Raw genomic sequence first — 13,780 nt, forward strand, 5'->3', positions numbered from 1 at the left:
CCAGCGCGGGCCCCGTGCCGTCCACGCGGCACCGGACCGCGCCGGTGAGGCCGTCGTCGACGAGGAACTCCGCACACAGTTGGCTGGACTGCCCGAGCGGCAGCAGATCGGGGTGCTGGCCGAGCTGATCATCGCGAGGGGAGCGGCGCTGCTCGGGGTGGCGGCCGAGGACATCGCGCCCGATCACTCGTTCCTCGACCTCGGACTCGATTCACAGGCGCTGCTGTCGTTCCGGAACGAGCTGATGGACGCGACCGGGCTCCGGCTGCCCGTCACCGTGGTCTTCGACCACCCGACCCCGGCCGCCCTCGCCGGGTACCTGCGGCGAATCGTGGCTGGCGATCCGGACGAGACGCGGGTACCGGTCACCGGCGCGCGGCCCGCGGCGGAGCCCATCGCGATCGTGGGGATGAGCTGCCGCGCGCCGGGCGGTGTCCGCACCCCGCACGAGCTCTGGCAGTCGCTTGTGGACGGTGTGGACGCGATCGGCGCGCTGCCGGTCGACCGCGGCTGGGACATGTCCGGCTGGGATGGCCCGGTGCACGGCGGATTCCTCCACGATGCCGGTTCGTTCGACGCCGGCCTCTTCGGCATCAGCCCGCGTGAGGCGCTGAGCATGGACCCCCAGCAACGGCTGGTGCTGGAGGCTTCGTGGGAGGCGCTGGAAAATGCCGGTATCGCGCCGGACTCCTTGCACGGCAGCCGGACCGCGGTCTTCGTCGGCGCGATCACGCAGGACTACGGCCCCCGCATGCACGCCGCGCCGGAGCACCTGCGCGGTCACCTGGTCACCGGCGGGATGACCAGTGTGGTGTCGGGCCGGGTGGCTTACGCCTTCGGGCTGGCGGGTTCGGCGGTCACCCTGGACACCGCCTGCTCTTCGTCGATAGTGACCCTGCACCTCGCGGCTCAGGCGCTGCGCCGTGGCGAATGCTCGCTCGCCCTTGCCGGTGGCGTGACCGTGCTGGCCGCGCCAGGGCTGTTCCACGAGTTCTCCCGGCAGGGCGGGCTGGCCCCGGACGGCAGGTGCAAGGCGTTCGCCGCGGCGGCGGACGGCACGGGCTGGGCCGAAGGTATCGGGATCCTCGCGCTGGAAAGACTTTCCGACGCGGAGCGCAACGGCCACCGGGTGCTGGCGGTGATCAGGGGCTCGGCGGTGAACTCCGACGGAGCTTCCAACGGGCTCGCCGCGCCGAACGGGCTCGCACAGCAACGGCTGATCGCCGACGCGCTCGCCGATGCCGGCCTTGATGCGTCCGAAGTGGACGCTGTCGAGGCGCACGGCACCGGGACCAGGCTGGGCGACCCGGTCGAGGCGCAGGCGCTGCTGGCCGCCTACGGGCGTGGCCGGGCACCGGACCGGCCGCTGTGGCTCGGCTCGCTCAAGTCGAACATCGGGCACACCCTCGCCGCGGCCGGTGTGCTCGGCGTGGTCAAGATGGTGCAGGCGGTCCGGCACGGGGTGCTGCCGAAGACCCTGCACGTGGCCGAACCGTCGCCGCACGTGGACTGGTCGGCCGGGTCGGTCGAACTGCTCACCGAGCAGCGGGACTGGCCGCGCACCGGTGCGCCGCGCCGCGCCGGGATCTCCGCGTTCGGGATCAGCGGGACCAACGCGCACCTCATTCTGGAGCAGGCTCCCGACACGACCGCGCCGGTACCGCGAGAGGATCCCGGCGCGGCGCGGCCATTGGTGCTCTCCGGTGCCTCCCCGGCGGCCGTGCGGGCCCAGGCACGCCGGCTCGTCGAGTTCCTGGACGCCAATCCGACGGCGGCACTCGACGAGACGGGTCTCGCGCTCGCGACCACCCGTGCCGGGTTGCGCCATCGGGCGGCGGTCGTCGGCGGCAGCAGGGAAGAGGTGCGGTCTCGGCTCGGCGCGTTGGCATCCGGGCGGTCCCCGGTGCGCGCCGTGCTGCCACGGCCCACCCTGGCGTTCCTGCTCCCCGGCCAGGGCAGTCAGCGGGCGGGCATGGGCGGTGAGCTCGCGGCGTCGTTCCCGGTGTTCGCCGAGGCACTCGGACAGGTCTGCGCCCTGTTCGACGGACACCTGCCCGACCCGTTGTCCGAGATCATGACGGGCGGCGACGCGCGAACGCTCGGGCGGACCGCGAACACGCAGGCCGCGTTGTTCGCGTTCGAGGTAGCCGCGTTCCGGCTCGTGGGCTCCTGGGGGGTCCGCCCTGACGTGGTGCTCGGGCATTCGGTCGGCGAGCTGGCCGCGGCGCACCTGGCGGGTGTGCTGTCGCTGGCGGACGCGGTCAAACTGGTCGCCGCCAGGGGCCTGTTGATGCAGGAGCTACCGGCCGGTGGCGGGATGCTCGCGGTGGACGCCGCCGAGGACGAGGTGTCCACATCGGACGAAGTTGCGCTGGCGGCGGTCAACGGACCGCGTTCGGTGGTCCTGTCCGGGGACGCCGGCGCGCTCCGGGCGGTCGCCGAGCACTGGTCCCGGCGTGGGCGCCGGACGCGGATGCTGCGCGTCAGCCATGCTTTCCACTCGCCCCGGATGGAACCGATGCTCGCGCGTTTCGACCAGGTGGCACGGGAGGTGACCTTCCGGCCGCCGTTCGTGCCGATCGTGTCCACCGTGACCGGCGCGGCCGTGGCCCCGGACGAGCTCTGCTCGCCAGGGTACTGGGTGGACCAGGTCCGCCGAGCCGTGCGCTTCCACGACGGCATGCGAACGCTGTCCGAGCGGGGCGTGAACCTGTTCCTCGACCTGGGACCCGACGGCGCGCTCGCCGCGATGGGCGAGGACTGCCTCGCTGACCGGGCGAGCGGTTCGGTGCGCGTGGTCCCGGGCTGCCGCAAGGACGTGCCGGAGGACCAGGCACTGGTTGGCGCGGTCGCCGAACTGCACTCGCACGGGGCGCCGGTCGATTGGCGCGCGCTGTTCGGTGCCGTACCAAGGCTTGGCGCGGATCTGCCGGGCTACGCGTTCCAGCGCGAGCGCTACTGGCTCGATCCGGTGGCGCGCGCCGACGACACCGCGAGCACGTGGCGGTACGAAGTCGTCTGGCAGCCTTGCGCCGCACAGAGCGGGGCCGCGCTCTCCGGCTGCTGGCTCGTGGTGATCCCTTCGGGTCCGCACGACGGATCGGTCGTCGGGGCCTGCGTGCGGGGTATGGAGCACAGCGGTGCGGAAGTTCGCGAACTCGTGGTCGATCCGGCCGACGACCGTGACACGCTCGCCGAGCGGTTGCGCGGGCTGGAACCAGCGGGCGTGCTGTCCTTCCTCGGGCTCGACCGCGCTCCCGGACCGTGCTCGTCCGGCCTGGGACTCAGCCTCGACCTGATGCGGGCGCTGGAAACCGCCGCCGTCGACGCCCCGTTGTGGTGCGTCACCCAGTGCGCGGTTTCGGCGCCGGGGCACCCCGATCCGGTACGCCCCGCACAAGCCCCGCTGTGGGGGCTCGGGCGGGTGGCCGCCCTGGAGTACCCCGAACGCTGGGGCGGGCTGATCGATCTCGGCGAAACCGTGGACGACGGCGCGGTGGCCGGGCTCGTCACCACCTTGTCCGATGTGGACGGTGAGGATCAGGTCGCGGTACGGGGACACCAGCGCCTCGGCCGCAGGCTGACCCGGATCCGATCCAGTGCGACCGGTGCGGGGTGGGTGCCCCGCGGCACGGTGCTGGTGACCGGCGGTACGGGCGGGCTCGGCGCCGCGGTGGCCCGGTGGGCGGCGCGATCCGGCGCGAAGCACCTCGTCCTGACCAGCCGGCGCGGGCTGGCGGCGCCGGGGGCCGCGGAACTGCGCGACGAACTCCGCGCGCTCGGCGCCGAAGTGAGCGTCGAATCCTGCGACGTGGCGGACCGGGAGGCGCTCGCCGAACTGCTGGCCGGGTTGTCCGTGACCGCGGTGGTGCACGCGGCAGGCGTGGACCGGTTCGGCCCGCTGTCCGATCTGACGCGGGAGGAACTGGCCGACACACTGGCGGCCAAGGTGACGGGCGCGGCCAACCTCGACGAGCTGCTCGACGGACGGAGCTTGGACGCCTTCGTGTTGTTCTCCTCGATCGCCGGTGTGTGGGGGAGCCGTGAGCAAGGGGCCTATGCCGCGGCGAACGCCTTCCTGGACGCACTGGCCCTCGACCGGCACCGTCGCCGCCTGCCGGCCACCGCGATCGCGTGGGGGCCATGGGACGGGGCCGGGATGGCCGAGCGAACGGACACCGCGGCGCTGCGGCGGCGAGGTCTGCGCCTGATGGCGCCGGCCGCGGCGCTCGCCGAACTGCCGGCGGTGCTGCGGCGGGGGGAGCCGGCCGAGGTGGTCGCCGACGTGGACTGGCCGAACTTCGGCCCCACGTTCACGGTGGCAAGGCCGAGTCCCCTGCTCGCGTGTCTGCCCGAAGCGGCGCCGTCGGCCACCGGCCCTGCCGGGGAACCGGCCGATCCGGAGCTGCCCCGCCTGCTGGCTGGCAAGGACGAAGACGGTCGGCGCCGCGTACTGCTGAACGCGGTGCTGACCGAGGTCGCGTCGGTGCTCGACCACGCCGGCCCAGCGGCGGTGGAACCCGACCGGGTGTTCCAGGAACTGGGTTTCGATTCGGTGATGGCGGTGGACCTGCGCAAGCGCCTTGCGGCAGCCACCGGGCTCGCGCTGTCCAGCGGGGTGGTGTTCGACCACCCGACTCCGGAGGCGTTGGCGGAGCACCTGCTCACCGTTTCGCGGGGCACCGGGCACACCGCGACGAAGCGCGAGCGGGCGCCGGAGGACGAGCCGATCGCGATCATCGGGATGGCCTGCCGGTTTCCCGGCGGAGTGGAGTCGCCCGAACGGTTGTGGGACCTGGTCGCCGCCGGGCGCGACGCGATCGATGACTTCCCGTGCGACCGGAACTGGCCGGTGGAACCGGGATACCGGCGGGCAGGCGGGTTCCTCGACGGCGCGGCCGATTTCGACGCCGAGTTCTTCGGGATATCACCGCGCGAAGCGGTCGCGATGGACCCGCAGCAGCGGATCTTCCTCGAAGCTTCGTGGGAACTGTTCGAGCGGGCCGGAATCGATCCGCGTCGGATGCGCGGAAGCCGGACCGGCGTGTTCGCGGGCACCAACGGGCAGGATTACGGTTCTTTGACCGCGGGCACCGGCCAGGGCGAGGGCTACCGGGTGACGGGGGAGGCGGGCAGCGTGCTGTCCGGCCGCGTCGCCTACACCTTCGGGCTCGAAGGGCCCGCGCTGACCGTGGACACGGCCTGCTCCTCGTCGTTGGTGGCGCTGCATCTGGCGTGCCAGTCGCTGCGCCAGGACGAGTGCGAGCTGGCGATAGCGGGCGGGGTCACCGTGATGGCCACGTCGCGGCCGTTCGCCGAGTTCGCACGGCAGGGCGGGCTCGCGGCCGACGGCCGGTGCAAGGCGTTCTCCGCCGCCGCCGACGGCACCGGGTGGGCGGAGGGGGCCGGGCTGCTCCTGGTGGAACGCCTCTCGGACGCCCGGCGGAACCGGCATCGGGTGCTGGCGGTGATCCGGGGCAGTGCGGTGAATTCGGACGGCAGGTCCAACGGGCTCGCCGCGCCGAACGGGCCTTCCCAGGAACGGGTCATCACCGACGCGCTGACCGCCGCGGGTCTTTCCGCGGCGCAGGTGGACGCGGTGGAGGGGCACGGGACCGGGACCGCGCTCGGTGATCCGATCGAGATCAACGCGGTGCTGGCGACCTACGGCCGGGACCGGAACGCGGACCGACCGCTGTGGCTGGGCTCGGTGAAGTCGAACCTCGGGCACACCCAGGCGGCGGCGGGAGTGGCCGGGGTGATCAAAATGGTGCAAGCCATCCGGAACGGCATCCTGCCGGCCACCTTGCACGTCGACGAACCCACCCCGCACGCGGACTGGTCCACCGGTGCGGTCTCCGTGCTCACCTCGGCGCTGCCGTGGCCTGATACCGACGGACCGCGGCGGGCCGGTGTGTCGGCGTTCGGGATCAGCGGTACCAACGCCCACGCGATCATCGAGCAGGCGCCGGAGAACTTCGAGGAGTCCGTCGCTCCGGCGCTGCCGTGGGTTCTGTCCGGCGCCACCGAAGCGGCCTTACGCGCGCAGGCCGCCCGCTTGTCCGCTCATGTCGCCGCGTGCCCGGACGTGTCGACCGAGGAGATCGGTGCGGCGCTGGCGACTACTCGCGCCGCGCTGAGGCACCGGGCGGCCGTGGTCGCCGACGACCGCGACGGTTTCATCCGGGGGTTGGACGCGCTGGCGGGCGGCAGTCCGGCACCGGGTGTGGTCACCGGATCCGTTACCAGGGGCGCGGATCGGCCCGTGTTCGTCTTCCCCGGCCAGGGCGCGCACTGGCCGGGAATGGCGGCAGGGCTGCTGGCCGAATCCGAGATCTTCCGCGACCGGATGCGGGAATGTGCCGAAGCTCTGGCCGAGTTCGTGGACTGGTCGCTGATCGAGGCGGTGACGGACCAGGACACCCCGTTGCTCGCCAGGGTGGACGTGGTGCAGCCGGCGATGTTCGCGATGATGGTGTCGCTGGCGGAGCTCTGGCGTTCGTACGGACTCGAACCGGCCGCGGTGGTGGGGCACTCGCAGGGAGAGATCGCGGCGGCCTGCGTCGCGGGCGGCCTGTCGCTGCGCGATGCGACGGCGATCGTGGCCCTGCGGAGCAAGGAACTGCTCGCGGTCGCGGGGCAGGGCGGCATGGTGTCCGTGGCGGCGCCCGTCGAAGACGTCACGGACCTAATGGCCGAGTGGCGGGGGAGCCTCTCGGTCGCCGCGGTCAACGGTCCTCGTTCGCTGGTGGTGGCGGGTGCGCCGGAGGCACTCGCCGAGTGGACCGCCCGATGCAAGGAAGTCGGCATCCGCACGAAGACAATCCCCGTCGACTACGCCTCGCACTCGTCCCAGATGGACGCGCTCGAGGAACGCGTGCGCGCGGCGTTGTCCGGTATCCGTGCCAGGAGCGGCCGGGTGCCGTTCTTCTCCACGGTGACCGGTGACTGGATGGACACCGCGGATCTGGACGCCGGTTACTGGTTCGGGAACCTGCGCGGCACGGTGCGGTTCGCGGAAGCGACCGCGGCGCTGGCCGAACAGGGCCACGGTACGTTCGTCGAGGTGAGCCCGAACCCGGTGCTGACCGCCGCGATGCAGGAGACGGTGGAGCTGCGAGCTCTTCCCGCGACCGTGACCGGCACGCTGCGCCGCGGCGACGGCGTTCTCGGCAGGTTCTTCACCGCGCTCGGGCAGGCACACGCCCACGGCGCGGAGATCACCTGGCCCGCCGCTCGCGACGGCCATCGGGTGGGCTTGCCCACGTACGCCTTCCAACGCGAGCGCTACTGGCCGGAGCCCGCGGCGCGGGCCGCCGCCGCGGAAACGGGTGGGCACCCGTTGGTGAGCGCGATCGTCGACCTGGCCGATGGCGGGGTGCTGTGCACCGCACGGATCGGGCCACGCACGCACCCGTGGCTGGCCGATCACCGGTGCCAGGGCACGCCGCTCGTGCCGGCCACCGCGTTCGTCGAACTGGCGGTGCTGGCGGGGGAACGGGCCGGTAGCGCCGTTCTGACCGAACTGACCATCGAGGCACCGCTGCCGCTTCCGGAGCGAGGAGTGGCCGAAGTGCAGGTGCGACTGTCCGAACCGGACGGATCCGGGACGCGCCAACTGGTCTTGTGCGCCAGGGAGGAGTACGCGGCGAGGTGGGCTCAGCGCGCCACCGGTGTGCTGAGCCCCCTCGGCGCACCGGCCGAAGACGAACTCGCGGTGTGGCCACCCGACGGTGCGGTCGAGGCCGGAGTCGCGGAGCTGTACGACGGTCTCGAGAAAGCCGGATTCGACTACGGCCCGGGATTTCGCGGCCTGAGCAGAGTATGGCGACGGGGCGAGGTGGTGTTCGCCGAGGCGTCGTTGCCGGATCACCTGCGCGCCGAGGCCGACCGCTACCGCCTGCACCCGGCGCTGCTCGATGCCGCGCTGCACGCGGTTTCCGTCGTCGACGGCGAAGGCATGCCGTTCGTGCTGACCGGAGTCGCGCTGCACGCGACCGGTGCTGGCGCGGTGCGGGCGCGGATCACGCCGACCGGGCCGGACTCGGTTTCGGTGCTGGTGGCCGATACCACCGGGCGAGCGGTGGCGACCATCGACGGTCTCGTCCTGCGCCCGCCGCCCACCGTCGCGGCGGTGACCCGGTCCCGCGGTGCCGGCTCGATGCTCCAGCTCGACTGGACGCCGGTGGCGGCCCCGGCCGTGCCTTCCTCGATGGGCGCGCTCGCCGGACTGTCCGATGTGGACTTCGATGCGCTGCTCGTGGACGGGACGGCGCCGCAGTTCGTGACCGTCCCGGTCACCGGCGAACCGGGCCCGGTCGCACCGGCCGCGCGGCTGGTGCTGGACCGGGTGCTGGAGCTGGCCAAGGCGTGGCTGGCCGACGAGCGGTTCGCCGCGTCCCGTCTGGTGTTCGTGACCCGCGAAGCGGTCGCGGCAGGCGACCGCGGTGTGATCGACCTCGTGTGCGCGCCGGTGTGGGGTCTGATCCGCGCCGCCCAGTCGGAGAACCCGGGACGGTTCGTACTCGTCGACGCCGAAGACACCGAGGACACCGCGGCCGTGGCGGCGGCCGCCGCCACGGGCGAACCGCAGTCGGCGCTGCGCGGCGGCACCGTGTTCGTCCCCGGTCTGCGGGCGCGCGCGGGCCGGGAGGCGCTGCGTGAGCCGGTGGCGACCCCGTGGTGGCGGTTGACCGCTCGGACCACCGGGACCGTGGAGGGCCTGGCGCTCACCGCGTGCCCCGAGCGCGGGGATCCGTTGGCGCACGGTCAGGTTCGCGTCGGTGTCCGTGCGGCCGGGGTCAACTTCCGGGACGTGCTCAAGACGCTCGGCGTGGTCGAGCACGCCGCCGAACTGGGTAGCGAAGTGGCGGGCGTGGTACTGGCGACGGGGCCCGGTGTCACCGAGCTGAGGCCGGGCGATCGGGTCATGGGCATGGTCGACGGCGGCTTCGGTCCTCTCGCGGTCACCGACCACCGGCTGCTGATGCGGATCCCCGAAGGCTGGTCGTACGGCGAGGCCGCCACCGTCCCCGTGGTGTTCCTGACCGCGTACCACGCCTTGGCGGAGCTGGGCGAGCTCCGCGCCGGTGAGTCGCTCCTCGTGCACGCGGCGGCGGGGGGCGTCGGTCTCGCGGCGGTGCAACTGGCGGGTCACCTCGGTGCCGAGGTGTACGCGACCGCCAGCGCCGGGAAGTGGCGGGCGCTGAGGGACGCCGGGATCGCCGACCGGCGGATCGCCTCGTCGCGGACGCTGGAGTTCCGGGAAGACCTGCTGCGAGCCACCGGTGGCCGTGGTGTGGACGTGGTCCTGAACTGCCTGGCCGGGCCGTTCGTGGACGCCTCGCTGGACCTGCTGCCGAGGGGAGGTCGTTTCCTGGAGTTGGGCAAGACCGACATCAGGGATGCCACCGAGGTCGTCGCGACGCATCCCGGAGTCAGCTACGCGCCGTTCGACGTGCTCGAACTGGGAACCCAGCGGATCGGGCGGATCTTCGCGGAGCTGGCCGCGCTGTTCACCGGCGGTGTCCTGCATCCGTTGCCCTCCACCACGTGGGACGTGCGGCGCGCGCAGGATGCCTTCCGCGCGCTAAGCGAGGCACGGCTCGTGGGCAAGGCGGTGCTGAGGATGCCGCCGGTGGCCGATCAGGACGCGGAGGTACTGGTCACAGGTGCGAGCGGGGTGCTCGCCGGGCTGGTGGCCAGGCGGCTGGTCGTCGAGCACGGCGTGCGGAACCTGCTGCTGGTGAGCAGGCGCGGGCCCGGGGCCCGGTCCGCGGTGCGGCTCCAGGCGGAGCTGCTGGAACTCGGAGCGCGGGCGACCCTCGTCGCATGCGATGTCACAGATCGCGCCGCGCTGGCCCGGCTCCTCGACGGGAGGCGGCTGGGCGGGGTCGTACACGCGGCCGGAGCGCTGAACGACGTCGTGCTGCGGGAAATGGATCCTGGACGGCTCGCGGCCGTCCTGCCGCCGAAGATCGACGCCGCCTGGCACTTGCACGAACTGACCGAGCACCTGCCCCTGTCCTTCTTCGTGCTGTTCTCCTCGGCGTCGGCCGTCCTCGGCACCGCGGGACAGGGCAACTACGCGGCGGGCAACGTCTTCCTGGACGCGCTCGCCCACTACCGCCATGCCGCCGGCCTGCCCGCCACCGCCCTCGCTTGGGGATTGTGGGAGGAGCGGAGCGCGATGACCGCACACCTCGACGACCGGGACCTCGGGCGGCTTGCCCGCGTCGGCATCCGTCCACTTCGGACAGAGGATGGGCTCGACCTGTTCGACGAGGCCCTGTTCGACCACCGGCCCGCGCTCGTACCGATCGCACTGGACTCGGCGGCGCCGCGCGGGGAAGAGCTCCCCCCGGTGCTGCGAGGGGTGTTCTCCGTACCTCGCCGGGCCGTCACCGACCTGGTTGCCGCCGAGCCGGTTTCGCTGGCCGAGAGACTGGCCGCACTGGCCGCGGAGGACCAGCTCGACACCTTGGTGGAGCTGATCGGCGGTCATCTGGGCGCGGTGCTCGGCCATCGTCACACCGGTGTCGAACCGGATCGTGCCTTTCGGGACCTCGGCTTCGATTCGTTGACAGCGGTGGAACTGCGCAACCGGCTCCAGACCGTGGCCGGCCGGCCCCTGCCCGCCACCGTCGTCTTCGACCACCCGACGCCGATCGCGCTGGCCCGGTACCTGCGTACCGAACTGGTCGCCGACGCGGAGAACGCCGACCGGCTCGTGCGACGCGGGCTGGACCAGATCGAGGCGCTGCTCCCCGAGATCGAAGCCGAGGCCGAACTGGCGGCCCGGTTGCGGAAAATGCTGTGGACGGTTACCGGCTCCGACGAGGTGACCGTGGCGCCGGTGGCGGACCGGCTCCGCGTGGCCGGCGCGGACGAACTGCTGGAGTTCATCGACAGCGAGTTCGGCGACCTCGCCTGAGCCCCGACGCGCTCGGCGAGCTCAACGGCCGGGCGCGTCCAGGGGAATGCCCGAAGCGAAATGGGAGAAGGAGAACCGCGAACAATGCCGCTCGCCGTGTTCCAGCGGAATCACCGGGCAGCTCGTGCGCGGCGAACAGTTCTTCGGTTGCCGCCACGTGCTCGGCTGGAACCTCCACGTGGGTGACCGCGGCGAACGCGACCGGCGGCGCACTGCGGCGTTCGTGCCGGGCGAACATCCGGCTCAGCGGCATCTGCTCGAACGCGCCGAGCTTGATACCGAACAGCGCCGGGTGGTTGTCCGAGCCTTCGGTGAAGACCCGTCCGCTTTCGCCGGGGCGCAGCGAGCGGTTGAACTTGCGGCTCCACGCGATCATGAATCCGCTTTCGCCGTGGCGGTAGGAAAGCGGTTCGCCGCGGTAACGGCGCAGGTCGGCGTCAACGCGGGCGTACATCCGTGCCGACGCGGTGCACACCGCCTCGGTTTTTCCCAGCCGCGGGTCGAACGGGTCTCGATAAGGCCGGATCGCGCCGGTTTCGGCGATCGTGGCCAGCACGTCCCCATGATCCCGGCCGAGGTCGTCGTGATCATGGCCGTCCGGTCACTCCTTCGGTTCGACCGTGCCGACCGCGAACAGGTTGCCGGACGGGTCCCGGAACCGCGCGCCGCGCATCACGTACGAATCATCCTCGAAGACCTGATCGGAGTCGAGGATCTCGCCGCCCGCCGCTTTGACCCGGCGGCAGATCTCTTCCGCGTCGCTCACCCCGATGCCGAAGGTGCCCCAGTTCGGGGTGGCGCCCGCGTTGTCCAGCAGCCTGCCGATCGGCTTCGCCTCGCCGGGCATCCTGATGAACCCGTAATTCGTCCCCGGCGTCCGGTCGAACCGCCAGCCGAATATCCGCGAATAGAACCGCTCGATCGTCGCGGGGTCGTCGCTGGAAATCTCGATGAAGGCCATGGTGTTTTCGACGTCGGACAAGTGGAACGCTCCCCTGTTCGGTACCGCTGAGACGGCACGGGACGGTCAATGTACGCGGAAACCCGTACCGGACTTCTTCCCCAGGTACCCGGCGGTGACGAGCTCGCGCAACCGCCTCGCCGGTGCCAGGGTCGGTTCGCCGAAGGCTTGGTGCAGCCGCTTCTGGATGGCGAGGGAGATGTCCAGCCCGATCGTGTCGAGCAGTTGGAAGGGGCCCATGGGAAAGCCGTGGGCGCCGGTGAACAGCGCGTCGACGTCATCGAGCCGATGGTGCTGATCGAGCGCGCGGACCGCTCGGTTGAGGAAAGGGAACAGCAGGGCGTTGACGATGAACCCGGCCCGGTCGCCGCACCGCACGGGCCGCTTGCCCAGTGCGGTGGCCAGCGCTCCCGCGGTGGCCACGGCCCGCTCCGAAGTGTGCTCGGTGTGGGCCAGTTCCACGAGCCTCATGGCGGGAGCCGGGTTGAAGAAGTGCATCCCGAGCACCTGCTCAGGTCGTCCGGTCGCCCCGGCGCACTGCACGACCGGCAGGCTGGAGGTCGAGGTGGCCAATACCGCGCGCGCCGGTGCGGCCGCGTCCAGTGCGGCGAACACCGCACGCTTGACGGAGAGGTCTTCGGCCACCGCTTCGAGCACGAAGTCGGCGTCGCCGATGGCCGAGACCTCGGGGGCGCCGGTGAGCAGACTCATGGCAGCGGAGTGGGCTTCCTCGGTGAGCTTGCCCCGCGCCACCCGCGCGTCCAGTGACTGCTCCACAGTGGACAGTGCCGCCTTGGCGCGCACGTCGGTCCTGGCCACCAGCACGGTCGGGTAACCCGCCCGCGCGCATACCTCGGCGATACCACAGGCCATGGTTCCCGAGCCCACGATCCCGATCCGCTCGACACGGCTTCCGGCAGGCGCGGTCGCGAGCGGCTGCTCGGCTGGCGCGGGGGTGTGCGCGGCGGTGTGATCGTGGAAACCGCGGCCCGCCTTTCGGCCGAGCAGGCCGGCGCGCGCCATTCTGGTCAGGATGGGTGCCGGGGTGTAGCTGCGGTCGCCGGTCTGATCGGCGAGCGCGGTCAGCGACGCCGCCGCGGTGTCCAGCCCGATCAGGTCGAGCTGGGCGAGCGGCCCGATCGGCAGTCCGCAGCCGAGTGTCATCGCGGTGTCGACGTCGGTGGCCGAAGCGTAGCCGTCCTCCACCATGGCGGCGGCGTTGTTCAAGTAGTGGAGCAGTAGTCCTGCCCCGGTGAAGCCGGGACGGTCGGTGGTCACCAGCGGGCTGCGGTCGAGCCGGTGGACCAGGCTCTCCACCCGCGTGCGGACGGAGCTGTCGGTGACCGGGGTGCACACCAGCTCGACCGTGCCGCCGACCTCGCCCGCCGCGTTCAGCGCGAAGTGGAGTCCGACGGTGCTCGGCATCCGGCTCGTGGCGGCGGCGATCTGGGTCACCGGCAGCCCGGAGGTCGTGGTCGCGAACACCGTGTCCGGCCCGCAGCTCGGATCGATCTCGCGGAACAGGGCGATCTTGTGGTGCAGTGCCTCCGGCACCGCCTCGATCACGAGCTCGCAATCGCGCACGGAGGAAAGGCGGTCGGTGTACCGGATCCGGGCGAGCGCTCGAGTGGTCTCGTCTTCCGACAGCGGGCCGCGCCGCAGCGTTCGCTCGACTCGCGAGGCGGCCAGCCGAGCGGATTCCGCGTCGAGTTCCACCGCGACGACCTCGGCCCCGGAACCGGCGAGCACTCCGGTGAGCGCGGAGCCGACGCCGCCGATCCCGATCACGCCGATCCGCGAGAAAGCACGCCCCATGTCAGGACCTTCCCTTGCTTCGGCCAGAAATGAACCGTGAACGCGTTCGCCATTCGGGATGACGGCCGCCG

3 protein-coding genes and 1 pseudogene are annotated in these 13,780 nt (G+C 72.1%); 1 reads left to right on the forward strand and 3 read right to left on the reverse strand.

Annotated features, from left to right (window positions below):
• Positions 1-25: 25 nt before the first annotated feature.
• A pseudogene (locus HUW46_RS40030) lies at positions 26-10,933 on the forward strand (SDR family NAD(P)-dependent oxidoreductase); the annotation flags it as partial.
• On the opposite strand, the gene HUW46_RS40035 reads toward HUW46_RS40030, so the two are convergent.
• The 3 genes from HUW46_RS40035 to HUW46_RS40045 are packed head-to-tail and all read right to left on the reverse strand — an operon-like array spanning position 10,902 to position 13,709.
• Positions 10,902-11,489: a hypothetical protein gene (locus tag HUW46_RS40035; protein ID WP_215543884.1), complete on the reverse strand. Its 588-nt coding sequence runs from the start codon at positions 11,487-11,489 to the stop codon at positions 10,902-10,904. The pseudogene HUW46_RS40030 and the gene HUW46_RS40035 sit on opposite strands and share 32 nt — an antisense overlap.
• Positions 11,490-11,534: 45 nt before the next feature.
• Positions 11,535-11,915 carry a VOC family protein gene (locus HUW46_RS40040; RefSeq protein WP_215543885.1) on the reverse strand — a complete coding sequence of 127 codons (381 nt, stop codon included), beginning with the start codon at positions 11,913-11,915 and terminating at the stop codon, positions 11,535-11,537.
• 45 nt (positions 11,916-11,960) lie between these two features.
• Complete coding sequence (locus tag HUW46_RS40045; RefSeq protein WP_215543886.1) at positions 11,961-13,709, reverse strand: 3-hydroxyacyl-CoA dehydrogenase family protein; 1,749 nt, start codon at positions 13,707-13,709, stop codon at positions 11,961-11,963.
• Positions 13,710-13,780: the final 71 nt, after the last annotated feature.

Origin of the sequence: Amycolatopsis sp. CA-230715 (genome assembly GCF_018736145.1) — a bacterium.
Classification (GTDB): domain Bacteria; phylum Actinomycetota; class Actinomycetes; order Mycobacteriales; family Pseudonocardiaceae; genus Amycolatopsis.